The sequence below is a fragment of the Pseudarthrobacter sp. TE3704 genome, assembly GCF_056279405.1.
Map to the genome: position 1 here is coordinate 13,382 of NZ_JBWCCJ010000007.1, position 17,937 is coordinate 31,318.

The 17,937-nt window shown below is 61.6% G+C and carries 18 protein-coding genes; 9 read left to right on the forward strand and 9 right to left on the reverse strand.

Annotated elements, in window-relative coordinates:
• Nucleotide 1: 1 nt before the first annotated feature.
• Nucleotides 2-448, reverse strand: coding sequence for a hypothetical protein (locus tag ACZ9BC_RS17745; protein ID WP_476247067.1), 447 nt, complete (start codon nt 446-448; stop codon nt 2-4).
• Complete coding sequence (locus ACZ9BC_RS17750; protein ID WP_476247068.1) at nt 449-901, reverse strand: hypothetical protein; 453 nt, start codon at nt 899-901, stop codon at nt 449-451. It lies immediately after the preceding gene.
• Between the two features lie 722 nt (nt 902-1,623).
• Between ACZ9BC_RS17750 and ACZ9BC_RS17755 the strand changes: the two genes are divergently transcribed.
• Nucleotides 1,624-1,860, forward strand: coding sequence for a hypothetical protein (locus ACZ9BC_RS17755; protein ID WP_138605593.1), 237 nt, complete (start codon nt 1,624-1,626; stop codon nt 1,858-1,860).
• 300 nt (nt 1,861-2,160) lie between these two features.
• Nucleotides 2,161-3,903 (forward strand): MarR family transcriptional regulator, encoded by a 1,743-nt coding sequence (locus ACZ9BC_RS17760; protein ID WP_476247069.1) that lies wholly within the window; start codon nt 2,161-2,163, stop codon nt 3,901-3,903.
• Nucleotides 3,904-4,103: 200 nt separating this feature from the next.
• On the opposite strand, the gene ACZ9BC_RS17765 is transcribed toward ACZ9BC_RS17760, so the two are convergent.
• Nucleotides 4,104-4,724, reverse strand: a complete 621-nt coding sequence (locus ACZ9BC_RS17765; RefSeq protein WP_476247070.1) for a hypothetical protein — start codon at nt 4,722-4,724, stop codon at nt 4,104-4,106.
• A 128-nt stretch (nt 4,725-4,852) separates the two neighbouring features.
• On the reverse strand, nt 4,853-5,794 hold the full coding sequence (locus tag ACZ9BC_RS17770) for a ParA family protein (RefSeq protein WP_476247071.1): 942 nt from the start codon (nt 5,792-5,794) through the stop codon (nt 4,853-4,855).
• A gap of 1,215 nt (nt 5,795-7,009) precedes the next feature.
• Here ACZ9BC_RS17770 and ACZ9BC_RS17775 point away from each other — a divergent pair.
• Nucleotides 7,010-8,059, forward strand: coding sequence for a hypothetical protein (locus ACZ9BC_RS17775; protein WP_476247072.1), 1,050 nt, complete (start codon nt 7,010-7,012; stop codon nt 8,057-8,059).
• Nucleotides 8,060-8,365: 306 nt separating this feature from the next.
• A complete protein-coding gene (locus ACZ9BC_RS17780; RefSeq protein ID WP_476247073.1) occupies nt 8,366-9,310 on the forward strand; it encodes a 5'-nucleotidase in 945 nt (314 codons plus the stop codon).
• 93 nt (nt 9,311-9,403) lie between these two features.
• Here ACZ9BC_RS17780 and ACZ9BC_RS17785 read toward each other — a convergent pair whose 3' ends face one another.
• The 4 genes from ACZ9BC_RS17785 to ACZ9BC_RS17800 all read right to left on the reverse strand — a co-directional run bounded on the left by ACZ9BC_RS17785 (nt 9,404) and on the right by ACZ9BC_RS17800 (nt 12,716).
• Nucleotides 9,404-10,438 (reverse strand): ATP-dependent DNA ligase, encoded by a 1,035-nt coding sequence (locus tag ACZ9BC_RS17785; RefSeq protein WP_476247074.1) that lies wholly within the window; start codon nt 10,436-10,438, stop codon nt 9,404-9,406.
• Between the two features lie 187 nt (nt 10,439-10,625).
• The gene (locus tag ACZ9BC_RS17790) at nt 10,626-10,937 is read right to left on the reverse strand and encodes a hypothetical protein (RefSeq protein ID WP_476247075.1); all 312 of its coding nucleotides are present in this window, start codon (nt 10,935-10,937) and stop codon (nt 10,626-10,628) included.
• A gap of 39 nt (nt 10,938-10,976) precedes the next feature.
• Nucleotides 10,977-12,275 (reverse strand): Y-family DNA polymerase, encoded by a 1,299-nt coding sequence (locus ACZ9BC_RS17795; protein WP_476247076.1) that lies wholly within the window; start codon nt 12,273-12,275, stop codon nt 10,977-10,979.
• 9 nt (nt 12,276-12,284) lie between these two features.
• Nucleotides 12,285-12,716 (reverse strand): LexA family protein, encoded by a 432-nt coding sequence (locus ACZ9BC_RS17800; RefSeq protein ID WP_476247077.1) that lies wholly within the window; start codon nt 12,714-12,716, stop codon nt 12,285-12,287.
• Nucleotides 12,717-13,159: 443 nt separating this feature from the next.
• Here ACZ9BC_RS17800 and ACZ9BC_RS17805 point away from each other — a divergent pair, with 443 nt between their 5' ends.
• Entirely contained in the window at nt 13,160-13,312 is a 153-nt protein-coding gene (locus tag ACZ9BC_RS17805; RefSeq protein WP_476247078.1) for a hypothetical protein, read from the forward strand.
• 241 nt (nt 13,313-13,553) lie between these two features.
• Here the strand turns inward: ACZ9BC_RS17805 and ACZ9BC_RS17810 are convergent, their stop codons facing one another.
• Entirely contained in the window at nt 13,554-13,760 is a 207-nt protein-coding gene (locus ACZ9BC_RS17810) for a hypothetical protein (protein ID WP_476247079.1), read from the reverse strand.
• An 831-nt stretch (nt 13,761-14,591) separates the two neighbouring features.
• On the opposite strand from ACZ9BC_RS17810, the gene ACZ9BC_RS17815 reads away from it, so the two are divergent.
• From ACZ9BC_RS17815 to ACZ9BC_RS17830, 4 genes are all read left to right on the forward strand, one after another.
• Nucleotides 14,592-15,020 (forward strand): hypothetical protein, encoded by a 429-nt coding sequence (locus ACZ9BC_RS17815; protein ID WP_476247080.1) that lies wholly within the window; start codon nt 14,592-14,594, stop codon nt 15,018-15,020.
• 76 nt (nt 15,021-15,096) lie between these two features.
• Complete coding sequence (locus ACZ9BC_RS17820) at nt 15,097-15,372, forward strand: hypothetical protein (protein WP_476247081.1); 276 nt, start codon at nt 15,097-15,099, stop codon at nt 15,370-15,372.
• Between the two features lie 649 nt (nt 15,373-16,021).
• Nucleotides 16,022-17,035, forward strand: coding sequence for a DUF4192 domain-containing protein (locus tag ACZ9BC_RS17825; RefSeq protein ID WP_476247082.1), 1,014 nt, complete (start codon nt 16,022-16,024; stop codon nt 17,033-17,035).
• Nucleotides 17,036-17,230: 195 nt separating this feature from the next.
• Nucleotides 17,231-17,383: a hypothetical protein gene (locus tag ACZ9BC_RS17830; RefSeq protein ID WP_476247083.1), complete on the forward strand. Its 153-nt coding sequence runs from the start codon at nt 17,231-17,233 to the stop codon at nt 17,381-17,383.
• Nucleotides 17,384-17,937 lie beyond the last annotated feature (554 nt).

Below are 17,937 nucleotides of genomic sequence, written 5' to 3' on the forward strand. Positions count from 1 at the left end.
ATCAGAGGAAAGGATCAGTCTCGGAGGAGCTGCGCGCGCGGGTCTTCTTTGACATCTCGAATGCAAAATCCTCCACCCAGCGTTCTACGGGATGATTCTGAATAGAACAGCAGCTCATGCTTTTCGCGCCGGCAGCCTCCTTCAGCATCTCTTCAGAGAAATTGGGCAGAACCAAGTGGCCTTGGAAGCTCTCCAGATATATGTGTCCGAGCTCGTGATAGATGCAGTGAAGCTTGTACTGCGTCGAGTTTTGCGGCGGGACATAGATTTTGAAGTGATCTTCAAAGTCCAATTTGAAGGCTGTCAGAGTTCCCCAAGACCCCTCCTGCTCGATCAGCTTGATCGGCTTTTCGCAGATGACGGCCAGACGTTCGAGGACTTCCGCCATCGACGTCGTGCCGTCTCCGCATAACTCTCGGACCTTTTCTGCGACCGGCGGGAGGCCCATTCAGTCTTCCTCTTCGCCGTTCATCGACGCATCGATGATCCTGGTAATCGTCCGCAGCATTTCGGGCGAGGTGGCCCCCAGGTTTCTCGCCGCAAAGTTCTTCACCTTGAGCTTACGCATCTGCACAAGGAACTCCATGCGCGCTTCCACCTCCGGGGGAGTCTCACTATTGAGGTCACACAGATAACTGGCGGGTACCGCAAAAACGTACTCTGCTATGCCCTTTAGCAGTTCCTGATCGGTCACCAGGCTGCCGGTGCCGTTGATCAAGTAGGACCACCGCGTCCGTGACAGGTGGATTCCGCGGGCCGAAAGTGCCTCTTCCACATGAGGGTAAGTCAGGGCAGTGTTGTTATCTGCCTCCCAGATATCCACCAGGATGCCCATGCGATCCGCCAGCCGTTCTTTCTTCTGCTGCTGCGTAAGAAACACGCTGCGGCCCCCATTTGCCATCTATACAGCTCCTTAGCCAAGCTCCGCGACTTGTGTAGACCGCCGCAAAGTAGGCGGGCAGCTGACAAAAATGTTACCCGATGCCTACCAGAGGGTACAGGCAGTGAGTTGTGCATGTGCGGAGCATGTATGTAGTCTGTCGCTTGCGTGGTCTTTTTGAAGGAGCAACCGCGACAGGACCTGTAGATCTACCGGTTCTCTTCAACCGAAGTGAGGGTGATGACATGGAGGAATACCGCCCACCCAAGCCGATCGGTAAGAAGGCGCCACTGAACTGCCTTGTGCTCCCAGATCAGCATTACACCGCCTGGAAGGCGACGCAGCGGTACAACATGTCCTTCGGTGAGTACGTCGGCGCTCTAATCGACCGCGCGGAAGGACGTCCCAACAAGCTTGACGGGATGCAACCGCGGGCATCGCCTATCGAAGCGTCCTAAGACGTCAAGAGGCCACGCATGCTGAAAAGAAGTGAAAGGCAGGTTGCATTTCGACTCGTACTATCCGATATGGGCCCAACACGAGCTCACCCCTTTCATGCTTGCCCACTACGTCACATACGCGACACGCTTTCGTTTTCTGAAAACAAATCCCATGGGGTTCAGTTGCCCGGTGATAGCTTCGGAGCAGTCGCAGGGGCTTTCAGGTAGTCCTGGCGACAGGCAGTACAACGATGAAGCTGTAACCGACCGTTTAGGCGGCTACAAAATCAAAGGACACAGCAAATGACGGCAGTAGCAGTAAATCGAGGCGGCGGGCGCCCCAGCAAAGGCCTGCGTAAGTTCATTGGTTTTCGCTCACCCGAACCCACCGCTGACGGTATCGCCAAAGTGGCAGCTCACAAGGGACTGACCGTCACTGAGTACCTTCTGTCCGTTGTCGAGCCCCAACTGAAGGAAGACCTGGCCGCACTCGACCAGGACGATTACCAGCAGGAGCTGCCCATTCGCATCGCCTCATAACAAAAGAAGGCCCGCACTAGGCGGGCCTTCGAAGCTTGAGACTTACCCTCTGGATTGCTTGCCGGCGGATCAGATTGTAAGTCGTGGAGAGCCTTAACAGGCAATCCTTTGTGTTGCTATGAAACCGATCTGGCAGGATCGGCCCTTTTTCATACCTCAATCCCCGAAAGGATTACTCACATCGTACATCAGCACATCTCCGTGCTTCCAGCATGCCCAGCTCTAGGCGTGTCAAACCAACGGGACAGCCCGGCTACTGTTTGGGCAGCTCTGGCACCCCTGCTAGCAGGTCAGCCTAGAATGCGCCTTTCCCGCGATGCAGGTAAAACGTATCCGCAGAAGCACGAACGGAACCTAACGGAAGCACTTCCGTCGCTACCCGCGGCCGTGAGGATCTTCGGCAAGGACGGCACATGCGCGGCGATCTTCCTCGACTTTGACTCCTCCGTAGCAGGTACGGACTGGGTCCAGGCCGACGTCCGCGCCGTCCAGACCTGGCTGCACTCAGTCGGGGCCCGCTGGATCGAGGACTCCTCACCGAACGGCGGCCGCCACGTCTATGTCCCACTGGCACGGCGGGCAACCTTTTCTGAAGCGCGTGATCTTGTCGAGGCGCTCGGCACCCGGTACCGCAGCCTGGACAAGACCCCGCACCAGAACCTGCTCCACGGCTGCATGCGAACTCCCGGCTCACCGCACAAGCGCGGCGGCCACCAGGAACTGGCCATGAGCCTGTCCAGGGCCTACGACATCGCCCGCCGGCCCAATAGCGCCGCCGTCTGGGCGGCCATGACCAACGACCTGGCCGCCGAGATCAAGGCCGTCAGGGCACTGCGACTGGAGGAGACTTTCACTCCCGCAACCTCGGATGCATCCGTGGTTGAACAGCCCGTGGGGCGCATGTCCCGGGCCATGCAAGTGCTCGCTCAGACCGGCATGTACGACACCAGCCGCTACGCCTCTGACTCCGAAGCCCGCCAGGCGGTCATCCTCAGTGCCGCGGCTGCTGGCTTGGAGCTGGTGGATGTGGAGCGGCGGATTCTGCAAGGAACCTGGCCTGGGCTGGCCTCCTTCTACGCCCGCTATGCAGCCCGCCACCGCTTCCCGTCACTGCGTCGCGACTGGATGAGCGCCATCAGCTACCTGAGCAAAAAGACTGCCCAAACCGCCCGGAATGACAATGTCCGCAGATCCCCCACAAGCCAGCCAAATACACAGGCGGCAGAGGTAAAGGGGCTTCACTCAATTTCAAATCCCGATGCGGAGCATCGGTTCATCCGGACATGGCGAAACGCCTTGCGCATCAAGGAGGTGAACTACCAACAATCAAGGACTGGAATGGCGCGGCGGATGGTTCTTAGGGCATTAGGGGAGGCTGCCCACATGACGGGATCTCGGTTCATTGAATTCGGAGTTCGTTCCATTGCCGTGGCCACGGGTCTCGACCACACCACTGTTGGCTTGCATCTGAGGCAGCTGCGTGAGGAGAAGGACCCCCTGGTCACCCTCGTTGAAGAAGCCAGGGGAACCAAAGGCGACCTTTACATGCTGACCGTCCCCGAAGAGCTAAAAAATGTCGCCGAGGACGCTACCTGGCAGAAAGGGAAAATCCACGCGCTGCGGCCGGTCTTCCGGGAACTGGGGCTGCCGGCCGCGTTCGTTTACGAAGCGCTGGAGCACTCCCCCGGGATGCCGATCACCGAGATTGTGCGGATCACCCGGCTGTCTCGTTCCGCCGTCCATGAAGCCCTGCAAGTCCTCGCTGCATGGAACTTGGTTGTCCGCAGTCTCAGCCGGGCTTGGTCAATTGTGGCCGGGACATCACTGAAACAGCTGGCCGAACAATTCGGGGTCCTCGAAGCGGTGGCAGCGCAGTTACAGCGCTATCGCAACGACCGGATCGTCTGGCGGGAATGGCTCGCCAAGAACGTCAATACCGTCCCGGAGCTGCTCTCCCCCGACGAAGACTATCCCTGGGAGATGTTCGAGGGGCCACCCGATGAATGGCTACTGTCCGACATGGCCTTTAGCAGAGCCGGATGAATGTCAGCGCCAAAGGCGTGTCAGTCGTGGGGCATTCCCCCGGCATGTCCACCTTTCGAGTGTCGATGCGGCAGGCGGCCGCATCGACACTCCCCCGGTGTAAATTTCGAACTCTCGTTCTCGCGCCATAAGTCATGCCATAACGCATGCCATAAGCACTACTGGAAGACAAGCCATGCTTGTCCCAAGGAGTTCCTGAATCACTCTCCCGCAGTTGGCTCCGCCTGAATATGAAGCTTGAGAACGGCCGAGACGAGCGCGCTACGCGACGGTGCGTCGAACTCCGTGACCTTCTCATCCAGCCAAGCGACCTGCAGCCCGTCGAGGCGCAGCTGGATTTGAATGCCGGCCTCACCCCGTTTTCGCGGTACACGGCGGGGCATGCCGGAATTGGTTACCGTGGTTTCAGGAGCGAACTCCTTGGCAATCTGAACGTCGTCGACGGCTTCGAAAGCGTCAATCAATAGGTCCGCGTACGTGGTCCGCTCCTGGTAGACGGCATCCTTGACCTGGGCCAGGAGCGCCGGCGGCAGGTACACCCCGATGTTGCGCAGCGCCCCGGGGACCAGCTCGGAGGCTTTGGTTGCGCTAGCTGCCTTCTTGGCAGGAGGTTGATGCCTTGAGGTGGCCTTTGGGGTCTTGACGGCTGCAGGCGGGGGCTCCTCCTGCTCTCCTGCCGCCGTAAGACGCGTCTCCTCAACAGGTACCTGCTCAGCTCGCCGCTTATCCTCCTGTGGCTGCTCATTAGGCGCCTGGGTGTCAGCGGGTTCGGGTGCTGCTGCTGGCTGCACCTGGATAAGTTCCTGGACCGTGGCCTCCACGGGCTCTCCGGTTTCGGGTTCCGGTGCAGGAGCGCCTCTCCCCCGCTTTGGAGCTAGTAACCCTTGGAGAGCTGCACCGCGGGTAGGCGCTACAGGTGCGAATGCCCCCGCAAGGCTCTGGCGGCCGCTCATGCTTCGTTCCCGCTTTCGATCTCGTTCAGTCGGGCGAGAATCTCGCCGGTCAGCTGCTCGTACTCTTCAGCAAGTCCCCCGGCGTTTCGCGAGAAGAAGCCGTCCGCCGGCTTCTCCCCCGCCCGCAGCGCCTTCAGGCGGTTCTTCTGATCGTCGGTAACGGCACCTTCAAGTTCGTGGAAGAGCAGGCCCTTGCGGCGGGCGTCGGCGCTAGCGCTCTCGAGGTTCCTGATGCGGGTTGTGAAGACCGGGGCGACGGTGCCGAGCATTTCTTCCAAGGTGTCTCGGACGCTGCGTTCCAGGCGCATGGAGCGCGGTCCGACACCGAACAGGACGATGCCTGCCAACTGCAGGGACGGGTTCCGGTCACGTACAGCCATGAAGCGGCGTGCAATGCGTTCGACACCGTCGATGCTCGCATCATCGGACCGGGTAGGAATGACGACTGCACTGGAGATGGCAAAGGCGCCCTCTACGAGGATCCGCTCCCCCGGCGGGGTGTCGATCAGGATCAGATCGTACTCCTCTGCCAACGGGGCCAGGACGGCGTAGAGCATGTCTCCGAAGTCGCCGGCGCCGGAGCGGCTGGAGCGGGACACCATGAGGCCCTGAATGTCTTCGAGGTCTTGGCCGCCCGGGATTACGTCAAGGTTTTCCCGAACGTCGCGCAGGATCATCGGCGGCGTACCGGCGATTAGGGCCTGGAAGAATTCCCTCCCTGTCTGCCGCTCGTATCCGAGGTCGCGGGCCAGATCGCCCTGCGGATCAAGGTCGATCAGCAGCACACGTGAGCCAGCCAGCGCCACGTAACCGCCAACGTTGGCTGCAGTGGTCGTCTTACCGACTCCGCCTTTGCCGTTGGCCAGAGAAACGACACGGTCAATGGCCCGTGTTGCTTGGGGTTTGGGGGGTGCGGGGGTTTCCAGTGATCGTGCCATTGGTCGGCGACTCTCCTACTTGCTGGGCTGCATGTTGTCCTGCTGCCAACGCTATGTGCGCTCCTCTAGGAATGTTGGCAGCGACACGCATAAGAGGAATAACAGTGCGTAGAGCAGCGCCCCACATTGCACGCCACGTTGGAGGTAGGGATGTATGTGATGCCCGGGTGCACATTTTTGTCCAAGCATGAAGTCTCATTGCTTTGTCAATGTTCGGTCATACGGGAGTTACCGTGGCTTTTCCCATATCAGTTGCCATTACTTCGCCCATTGTTATTCCTGTTTGGTTCCCTGCCTGATGACGCGCTCGTCGTCAACCGGGAGGCCAAACCTGATGTCGGATTGGGTTACTTATCTGACGTACGGCATGTCGCTAGGCTTGGCGTTTTATAGGGTAAATGGCTGGAATTCCCAGCCTCCTACTAGCAATACGTCTAGCGGCTTATCTAATGGGACTTATGGCATGAGTTATGGCATGAACAGTTGTTGGTCGGGTAATGGACTTCATAGCCTGGGGTGCAACAAGGATTCGGCCTGCGCGTACGGCCTGCAATGATGGTAACTGGGGCTATTGCGTAAGGGCCGTCGTCGCCGCGGCAAATCAACACAGTTGCGCAGTTAACCGGTGGGCCGGGGTTTCGGCTGGCCGCTAGGGGAGAAGGCGGGAAGGCTAACCTCCCTGCCCAAAGGCCCGGCCTGCCGTTCGGTCTGGGGTTGCCTAAGATCTAGCTGGTTCTGTTCTACAGGGGAGGGTCTACCTGGTGGTGTTCCAGTTTCAGGGTTCTGCAACATCCCCTAGGTGGGTCGGATTAGGTCTACGTCGGCGGCATCGAGCAGACCGGCCGTGTCTTTGTTCCTAACCAGGCCCGTGGGGGGCGATGTATCGCGGTGCGCCAGGGCATCAAAGGTCGCTTTCCCTTTTATTGAGAAAGCCCAAGTGAGACACGTTGTTGAGATGGTCCATCGTTTTCTTCAACCGCTGCGAAACAAGGGGCTCCCAAACGGCTGACAGGTCGATTGTTCCGACTCGATAAAGGATCCATAGATGAGACACCGATACAAAAAAGTGTTTGCCACCACTAATCAGTTTCCATGGACATAAACGTCGTTGAGGTTGCTCTGCACCGGCAGCCACATCCTGAGCTAACCAGATGCACCGCAGATCGACCGGGGTAGGCTGTCCTGACGTAAGAAGATCGACAGGACTGGAGCTCGATGGCCGGGAATGACCCCGCACTTCAGGAAATCCGCATGCTTGCAGCTAAGGTCGCTGCCCTGGCGAGCGAACTTTCAGATTTACGCCACCTTGGACGACGCAGCGAAGTGGACTTCGACTTCTTGGAGTTCACTCTGGACACATGGGCCCGGCTGCTGTCAGACACCCACGTTCAAGAGCTATACGCGGACGAGAAGCCCCCGGAGTTTTCATCGAAGGGAACCGTTCAAAACATCTCCCCAGCAGTGTTGTTTGGCGTCGAAAGCTATGTAAACCTTCTCCGCCGCGGCCTGACTGATGGTGAATCTCAGGACGTGATGGGAGTTGCCGTGCAGCTCTTTGACCTGTTCGCTGAAGTAGCCCGTCGCTTGCGGAAACAGGCTAAAGTGCCGGTCTCCGCCAGTCTAGAGCAGCTGTTGGCCCGCTATGACTTCATGGCCGAAATGAGGGCCACCCGAATTCTGCGACAGCAGGCAGAAGAGCTGGTGGCCAGCACCGAGAAGTCGGCTTCCAAGGCCTCAGAAGCTGCCACGTCAGCTTCTGAGGCAGCCGGTACTGCAGGCGAAAGCACCTTGGCCTCATACTTCGAGGCTTTCGCTAAAGATGAGTGGGATTCGGCAACCAAGTATCGCGTGTGGACCATCCGCCTTCTTGCGATCGGTGGTGGCCTCGCCGCATTCTTCCTTTTGCTACCGGCTTTTGGAGTCGAGGCACTCGCCTTGGATGCGGGGGACTACGTCCATCTCGCACAGAGGATCATAGTCACGGCCGCGGTCTTCGCCTTGGCTGCCTACCTGGCTCGGCAATCCCACCAGCACCGAACGTTGGCCAACTGGGCGAAGACGCTTTCCGTCCAGTTGAAGACCTTCGACGCCTTCATGGCCCCGCTCGACTCGAACGACGCAAAGGAGGCACTGCGTGCCCAGTTTGCCGCGCGTGTCTTCGGGGAGCCCCCTGTTCTGCGTGGTGACGCTTCGTCTGATGACTCCTCCTCCGTCCACGAGAAAATGTTCGACATCGTGTCCCGCAACATGGGGAAGCCACAGTAAAGTGTGAGGCCCGAGCAGCAAGGTACTGCTCGGGCCTTTCTTTCATCTCGTATAAAGGGGAATCCCCGACCCTCCAATTCACAGCAAAGCCGCCACGGCCCCCGAATGCCGGGGAGCTGACGGAACCAGGATCCTTTCGACGCGGGTGTTTGTTCGCCGAATGCGTTCTGGCCCAGGCAAGCGTTCGAATCTTTGCGAGCCCGTTGACCGACCGACTTACGGGCAAGCGAAAGGCGGTCAAACCCGTCTATGCCGTTCGCATCCGATAGCGTGACCGGAGGGAATTCAGCGGAAATCGGGAGCAGCGTGGCATACGATCTGGAAAACATGCTCGTCGTAGGAGTGGCCTCGAGTGCGCTCTTCGATTTGTCGGATGCTCATGCTGTGTTTCTTGAGCATGGCGAAGAGCGCTATCGCGAGTACCAGGAAACACATATTGCGAACGCGCTAAAGCCCGGGGTGGCGTTTCCGTTTATCAAGCGTCTCTTATCGCTAAATGACCTTTCCCAGGACGGGGCGCCGCTGGTTGAGGTCATCGTTCTCTCACGCAACGACCCGGAGACGGGCCTTCGAGTCATGCGGTCCATAGCCCACCACGAGCTGGCCATTTCGCGCGCCATTTTCATGCAAGGCCGGTCACCCTTCAAGTTTATGGGCGCTCTTAATATGTCCTTGTTCTTGTCTCAGAATGAGAAGGACGTCCGCATTGCACTTTCCATGGGCTTTGCCGCCGGGCAGGTGCTTGGGCTGCCCGCAGCTGATCCGAAGGGCACCGACCTTCGAATTGCATTCGACTTCGACGGCGTCCTTGCTGACGACTCGTCCGAACGTGTGATGCAGGCTGAAGGCTTGCCGGCCTTTCACGCACACGAAACTGAACACCTCGAAGAGCCGCTACCTGAAGGCAGATTGTTTGAGTTCCTCCGCGGCATCAACCGGATTCAGGACATTGAGGAGAAGCTCGTTGAAGCCGAGCCGGACTACAACCGTCGGGTACACGTGGCCATTGTTACTGCTCGCAACGCCCCGTCCCACGAGCGGGTGGTCAGAACCCTCAAGTCATGGGGTGTCCGTGTGAATGACGCGTTCTTCCTTGGCGGGGTAGAGAAGGCGAAAGTGCTACGCGTGCTCAAGCCGCACGTATTCTTCGACGACCAACTCGGCCATCTTGAAGGTGCGGCCGATGAGATCCCGAGCGTACATGTTCCGTTCGGAGTAGTGAATGAGGCGAGGGGCACGAAGCACGACTGACTGACAATCGGGCACCCAGTAGCTGTCAATGTGATCGGTTCATTACGCGCTGCTGGAAGAGGGCCAAAACCTTATAACCATCCGCACGGATCGCTAACCGGCCTGAAGCCGGTCCGGAAGGACGACATCGGCAGGGGATAGCTCCAGCCGAGCCCTGAGTACCCGTAACGGGTGCCGGAAAGATTTCCCTGACCAGGCAGTGTCGGCGGAGACCTCCACAACCACGGGTTCCACGAGCGTCAGGGCCACGGGTTCCTTATCCCGGTTGAACCTGTCCAGAGCCGTACCTTTCACGATGGCCGGCCAGGGATGCTCACCCACGGGCGGGTGCAGCCATCGCGCCAGTTCCCGGCTTTCCCTCGTCTTCAGTGGCGTGGAGCGCCCGACGATCCACAGCTCGCCGTCCAGGAGAAGACCGGCGACGACCTCCGAGGGTTGAGTGATCGGCCCGATCACAGCGCCGCAGATGATGTCCAGGGTTTCCCTGTGCTTAAGCTTCCACCAGGAACGGACGCCGGGCGTGTATGGCTGGTTCAGGCTTTTAATGACCAGCCCTTCGATCCCGGTATGGGGCAACTCTTCGAGCCACTGTTCGGCTACGCCGCGGTCAGTGGTGGTGGGGGAGAGGGACAGCGGCGGTTCCCAGCCCGTGGCGAGTTCTTCCAGGAGCGCACGCCGGTCGCTCAGCGGCAGGTCCCTTGCGTCGTGACCGGCCACAGCAAGGACATCGAAAGCTACGTAGTTGGCAGGAGCTGCCGCGACCAGCCCTGGCAGGGTCTTTGGTCCTGCGCCCAGGCGCTGCTGCAGGGCGTCGAAGTTCAGCCGGCCCTGGCTCCAGATCACGGCTTCGCCGTCGATCACACATCCCGGGGGAACGGCCGAAGCGACCGCTGAACAAAGTTCAGGGAAGTACCCAGTCAGTTCCTTCCCTTGCCGGCTCCAGAGCCTGGCTGCGTGCTTATCCCTGACCGCAACACACCTATACCCATCCCACTTAGGTTCAAACATTAAAGTTCCGTGCGATGCGTCACCGCGCGGCATCTTGGCGATTGGCCGTGCCAGGGCGACTTTTACTGGAGGTTCAAGGCCTGTCGGTAGTCCTGCCCCCGACCGGATTGTGGGTCCCATAGCCTCACACTACGTACAACGACCGGTGGACATCTGTGATCTGGAAGGTCGGATCCGGTTGTTGGTAGTGTGGTGTTACACCCCCAGTTGGCTTCGGCTGCTGGTTAGAAGGCCCCGGGAGATCGGGGCCTTCGGTATTTAAGACCCGTCCCCTCCCACAGCCGTTGCCCGCTTCGCAGGATGTGCATCAATCTTCGGTGACGGATTCCAGCAACCATTGCTCCGAGAGAGGATCACGGCGCAGTTCAAAGGTCCGCAGCGGCGAGTCTGATGTGCGACGCACTTGGACGCGCCAGTGTTCGATGTCCACGACGTTTCCGACGCCGACGGGGACGCTGCGGCGGGTTTCCCACCAAGAGTCCCTGGTAAACCAGTGCAGCGGCTCGGCTGCCACCGCCCAAATCTTGCCGTCGTAGCGGACGGCCAGGGGAGTCCCGGCAGTGGTGAACCGGACGTCCACAGGGGTGTTGAGGGTAGGGGCTTCAGGGGTGATGGTCATGTGCTTGTTTTCTTCCTGGGTGGTGCAGAGAGCGGCCGTTTAGGCGGCTTTGACGAGGGGGAGTTCGTCCCAGTGGGTGGTGTATCTGGGGGAGAGCATGTCGCGTTTCATGGTCCAGTCCGGCCCGCCCCGGATCCCTCCGTGGCCCAGGCCGATCGAGCCGCGCCCGTACCGGCGCGTGACGTCTTCGAGCAGGGTTCCGATCTGGCGTTCCTCGTGCGGATTCTCGAACAATGACAGCGGTGCCTGGTTGCCGGAGGGGCGCAGGTCAGTGACCATGATCCCTGCCCGGGCGTACCGGACGCCCTCGACAATCCGGGGCAGGAGCGCGTGGCCGGCTTTGGTCAGGATCACCGGGTCCGCCGTGGGCATCGGCAACGGCACACACACCGAAGGGTAGGAGGCGTCGTTTGCGTTGAAGTGCGAGGTTCCGGCGAACGCGGTCAGGACCTTGGCCTGCAGCCCGTGTTTGGCCAGCCGCGCCGATGCCTGCTGCCCGTACACGCTCATGACCTGCCGGATCCCCGCGGCGGTGGTGATGGGTTTGGCGAACGAACGGGAGAAGATCAGCTGGTCCCGCCCGATCCGTTCCTCTTCCATGGGGATGCAGGGGGTGCCCTGCAGTTCCAGGACGGTGCGCATCATGACTACGTTGAACTTGTCCCGGATCGCGACGGGATCTGCCCGGAGCAGGTCGGCGATGGTGAAGATGCCCATCACGTTCAGCCGCCTGGTTAGCCGCCCGGCGATGCCCCACACTTCCTCGACGGACAGTCGGCCCAGCAGGGCCTCCCGCTCCGCGGTGGGGACGGAGTCCCAGTGGCACACCCCCGCGAAGGCCTTGTTGTTCTTCGCCCACTTGTTGGCCAGCTTCGCCAGCGTTTTTGTCGGCGCGATCCCGACACAGACCGGCACACCGACGTTCCGCCGGACCGCCGCCTTCATCGAGCGTCCCATTGCGGCCAGCTCGGCGGGGGTGCCTTTGACGCCGAGGAAGGCCTCGTCGATGCTGTAGACCTCCAGCCAGGCCGAGTACCGGCCCAGCAGCTCCATCACCCGGGCGCTGATGTCCCCGTACAGCTCGTAGTTGCTCGACAGCGCGACGAGGTCCCATTCCTTCGCCCGCGGGGCGAGCTTGAACCAGGGATCACCCATGGCGATGCCGAGGGCTTTGGCCTCGGGGGAGCGGGTAACCGCGCAGCCGTCATTGTTGGACAGCACGATCACGGGCTTGCCTTCCAGGGAAGGGTCGAACGCCCGCTCCGCGGAAGCGTAGAAACAGTTCACGTCCACGTGCGCGATCTGCGGCATATGCCGCATCAACGCCGGCTTAGACATCGCCGCACCCTAAACGTGATGCAAACATCGGACAGCGACGCCCCAAATAGTCAGGTCGGACAGGGCCGGCACTTCAATGTCCGGGTACGCCGGATTCTCCGCCTGCAGCACCACCCCTTCCGGGGTGATGCGCAGACGCTTGATTGTCAGCTCCCCGTCCAGGACCGCGACGACCACGGACCCGTCGTGCGGCTCCAGCGCCCGGTTCACGATCAGCTCATCCCCGTCACTGATCCCGGCGCCTGTCATCGACTCCCCGGACACCCGCACCACATAGGTGCTGGTGACGTCCTTGATCAGGTGCGCGTTCAGGTCAATCCGACCATCGAAATAGTCCTGCGCCGGCGACGGAAACCCCGCCGCCACCGGCACCGGAGAGACCAGCACCGACAACAAAGACACCCCCGCCTCTATCACACGAGGACCGACAATAACGCCCACAACACACCCTTATTCGAATATATGTTCGATCAGGTAATCCTACCCTGGAGCTCTGACACGGGCACCAAAAGGAACGGGTTATACCCAATGGGGACAGCTTTGAGCTGTGCGGAGGGCTCCACCTGCCCGCCAGTGGGCATAACCCGTACCCTCAAGCCCTGGACTCCGCTGCGCTCCATCCAGGAACCGGTCCTGCGCTGCGCTCCGGCCTGTAAGAGCCTGTTTTTGCCTTACATGTGGCTGGGTTGTTCTCCGTACAAGGCCACTGATCGTAGCCGTCCGGGGGCCCGACCCGTCAACCCACGCTCCCGTCCAGGCCCACGCGGTCGCTTCGCTCCCTTACTTCGCGGACCTGCCCGTGCGCTCTTCGGGGTTGACGGCCCACCCTCGACCGGCTGGACCAGTGGGGGCCTCGCACGGCGGGGCAGGAAGGAGGTGGCTACATGAGCATCGACGAACTGATCAAGCTCGCGACTTCGGTCGTGAGCCTGGCGACAGCTGTCATCGCTCTGCTTTCCACGCGGAACGCGCTCCTAACGAGCAAACGCTCCCGAGCGGCAACTCGGAAGCGTAAGCGTAAAGCAAGGAAGGCGTAGCTACTGAAAATCCGGTGGTCGTGACCGCAAGGGTTGCGGCCACCGGGCTCCTTCTTAGCCTAGGTTCAACTCACCGATAAGGAAACCCTCATGGAAGCACTGACGATCGTGAACTTCATGCTCTCGCTGGCAGCGCTTGGCGCTTCCATCACCGCCTACCGCACCATCTCCAAGGTCCGGAAGGACCAGGAAACCTAAACCAGGGCGCAGGCCGGGCCGCCCGACCAGGGTCGACCCGGCCCTACCCGGCCGGTTCGCTGCCGGGTGTTGTGTCCTCATCCCGTACGCGGCGCAGCAAGGCCGCCATGCTGCGCACGGCCGCGGGGTCTTTTTGCCAGGGCTTGCCGTTACGCGTACAGGCGTGAACCCTGTTCACCCCTGATCCTTTAGCCGCTTCGGCGAATTCCGCCCAGGCCTCCTGGAGCTCCGCCAGCTCTTCAGGCGTCAACGGTTCCTCCGCCTGCGGCTCAACGACGGCTGTTGAACCATCCGTCGCGCCCGCCGCTGTCCGGCCTCTCCTGAAAAAACTTCGTATTCCCATACCCGGCCCCCTGAATAGATGTCCCGCCAGGAGGAAAACTCCCCCGAGTTCCGCTGCGACTGGCGAGACAATCCCTACGCTATCAACGCCGAGGAATGCGTGAGGAAGCGGCAGCGGGTCCGCACGCTTGGAACGCGCACCCGCTGCCTGTAAACATCCTGCTGCTTACGCCTTCGAGCATGCCATACCGACTGCCGCCAGACATGTCCGGGCGTCAGTACGGCCTTATCAAGAGGCTAGATAGTAAGTAGCCTTACTAGTGAACGTGGTGTCTAGCAGCGGGCACCGCGTTCCCTTCGTCGACCACCCTTCGCCGGGACTGCATGCTCGGTGGGCTCGCACTGGTTTTCGCTGCGCTTCAACCAGTTGATGGGCGTCCGCTGGCGCGGCCGGCTGTTGGGTCCAGGGCGCGCCGTCGCAGAGCTCCGGGCGCCCTGGCCCTGTTCTGTCTACGACGTTTTTTGGCTGCTGTCCTACGGATCGTACGTGCCCGCTCCACCCCGTCTAGCCCCTCCTTCGTCGGGGCCTGCGTCCCGAAAATTCTTCAGCCAGGGATCAACGCTCCGCGCCGATCCCGCAAGATTTTTCGGCCCTTGCCCCGCGGGTAGACGGGCCTCCGTCGGGCACAGCTCCGCAAGCTCCGCCAGCAGCCAAAAAACAACGGGGGGAGAGGGGAAGCTGGCCGGTCACCACGAACCGCCCCACCCACCACATTCCTCTGCAAAAGGAGCAAAAACCATGAACGCAGTAACCAAGAAGACGGTGATCCTTGCGGACACCGGGGAAACCATCGACGACGTGACGGTGCTGGGCGATTACCACCTGAACGGCGGCTACGAGTGGATGGAACTCATCGAAGAGCACGGCTGGGCCGTGCTCTCCAGCTGGGGCCATGAGGGCTGGGACCTGGGCCAGTGGCCCTACGTCATGGTCGCGGCCACGCGCACCGCTGACAGTATCGGGAACCTGTTCGGCGTCGCCACCTACTGCGAGGGTGACGTTACCTGCACCTTCTACCGGACCAAGGCCCGGCAGTGGGACGCGATCAGCGAGCACGCCTTCACTTACTGGAAGAACGGGCAGGCGCACGGCCCGGATGACCTGCCCGAAGCCGCCGCCGAGCTTCCCAGCCGGTACCGGATGCCCTACGCCGTCCACGCCGCATAACCACCAATCCTTGCCGGGCGGGAAACCCGCCCGGCAGGGATCCCGGCCTCCAGCACTCTGACATAGGACAAGAACCATGACGGAAACCAACCGCATCACGGAAAACACGGCACAGACCGTTGTTTTCCTCGAAGCCCTCGCCAAGCTCGTGGAAAAGTCCCCCGAGTCCTACAGCGCGGCCGCAGCCAAAGACCTCGCCGCCCACATCCGGGGCATGGCAGAGGCCGTGACCACTGACGCCGCCGTTGACCCCGGGCTCCTGCACACGACCCGTCAGTACGCCGCGCTGGACTGGCACAACGAACTCGTGGCCGTACTGTTCGCCCCGGAGCACCGGCCGACAATGGCCTAGCACCGGACGGGGCTCACTTACTCAAATACTCAAATGAGTAAGTGAGTCCTCGCCACGGCTGCCCAGCCTGCCGGAAGTGCGCGGGCGGTCCGCCGTCCGTGGCTGGCCTGGGCCGTTGGTCGCCAACGGCGGACCGCCGTTCCCGCCCATGACATGCACATGAGGCAGTGGTGCCGGCGGCAAGCCTGGCAGAGGGGCTGGCCCGTGCGGATCCCGGTAGAGCCGGAGGAAATGCATGCTCGCTGGGCTCGCACTGGTTTTCGCTGTGCTTCAACCAGTTGATGGGCGTCCGCTGGCGCGGCCGGCTGTTGGTCCAGGGCGCGCCGTCGCAGAGCTCCGGGCCCCCTGGCCCTGTTGTGTCTACGACGTTTTTTGGCTGCTGTCCTACGGATCGTACGTGCCCGCTCCACCCCGTCTAGCCCCTCCTTCGTCGGGGCCTGCGTCCCGAAAATTCTTCAGCCAGGGATCAACGCTCCGCGCCGATCCCGCAAGATTTTTCGGCCCTTGCCCCGCGGGTAGACGGGCCTCCGTCGGGCACAGCTCCGCAAGCTCCGCCAGCAGCCAAAAAACAACGGGGGGAGAGGGGAAGCTGGCCGGTCACCACGAACCGCCCCACCCACCACATTCCTCTGCAAAAGGAGCAAAAACCATGAACGACCCCATCAAATTCACCGACCCCGCCGACATCCTGGCCTTCATCCCGCACACCCTGGGACAGGAACCCACGGAGTCCTTCGTCGCCCTGACCGTGCAGGGCAAAAAGCTGGGCGCGACCCTCCGCGTCGATGCCCCGTTCGGTCAGGATCCGGTCGGCTACGCCCAGACCATCGTCAGCTACCTCACCGCCGACGAAGCCGCCACTGGCTGCCTGCTGGTCCTCTACACCGACGAGAACACCACCGAAAACCCCCGCCCGTACTCCGAACACGTGCAGGCACTGCGCACCGAACTGCAGACTGCAGGGATGCCCCTGCAGGACGCATGGCTGGTGACCTCCGAACTGTGGCGGAACTACCTATGCGAAGACACCCGCTGCTGCCCCGACAAGCCGCTGGATGCCATCACCACCAGCAACGGCAACGCCACCCTGATCTACCGGGGGAGCAACGTCACCGGCTTCACTCCACCGGCGCCGTTCACCGGCGACCAGGCAGCACGCGAGGCCATCGCCGCCCACAAGCCCGACGGCTGGCCCGAGGACATGGAAGCGTGCCGTGCTAAATGGGCCGAGGTGCTGGAAAACCCCAAGAGCCTGACGACGCAGACCGCGCACCAGTTGGCAGGAGCGCTGCAGCACCCCACCATCCGGGACTACATGATGGGGGACATCATCACCCACACCCCCGACCAGTTCACCTCCGTCATGCTCGGTGTATTCGTCACCCGCCCCGACTGGGCACGCGTGGACACCGCCCAGGAAGTCGCCTTCGAACTGATGAAAGCAACACCGGAAGGACAGCGCGCCCCGATGCTGTGCCTGATCGGCTGGCTGGAATGGCTCAAAGGAAAATCCAGCTTCGCCGCCCGGTACTTCAAACTCGCACTGGACGACGTCGCCGAATACCGGCTGGCCGAACTGCTGGCCGAACTGGTCAACCGCGGCCTGCTGGCAGACTGCACGCGGGACCCTCGAAAAGCCTATGACCGCCAGCTGAACCGCTAACGGACAGGCCGGACCCCACCGAAAGGGGTCCGGCCTTCCCCATCGGGATCTTGCCCAGGTGCGCGGCGGCCTCCCCCGCCAGGGCTCCTCCGGCCGCATTGGACGCTGCGCGGGCGCTGCCACTTCCAGCCAGCCCGCAGGAACAGACGATACTGTGAAAGGACACTGCCGTCCCACACAGTCAAGGAGCCCAGCGTGGCCGACCCCTTCCGCATGACCGAAGACGACACCGTCGCCCCGGACGCGAGCCCCCTTGAAGACATCCTCGAATTAAGCCTCCTGACCGCAGGCCCGGCCACCGGCCCCGTAGATTTCCCCGTCGAAGACCACCGGCTCGACGAGCCGTGACACCCGCAGCATTGACGCTGCACCAAAAGATTTCCTTTGCAGAGGGAAAACCCAGGAAGGGCCGGCACTCAGTGTCGGCCCTTCCTTCATGCACGTCGGCTGGCAGACGCCATCCACCAAAACGCAGCTGCCGCCACGCTGTTGAGCACGGCAATGAAAACGTCGCCGCCAGCAGGCCGGCCAATGACCAAGTCCACGACCACCAAGACCCAGCAACAGATGGCGGCCGCACCGAAAATGAAACCCAGGATCCGCTGAACCCGCGAAGAACCCAGCCCGATACCCGGGCCGGGACCGGTACGTCCGTGATGTTGCTCAGCTGGGTTGCCCATGCGCCCCACCCTACTCAGAAGCAGCACACCGGGCGCGCTGCAGCTGGGTTTCGCTGCGCTTCAACCAGTTGATGGGCGTCCGCTGGCGCGGCCGGCTGTTGGGTCCAGGGCGCGCCGTCGCAGAGCTCCGGGCGCCCTGGCCCTGTTCTGTCTACGACGTTTTTTGGCTGCTGTCCTACGGATCGTACGTGCCCGCTCCACCCCGTCTAGCCCCTCCTTCGT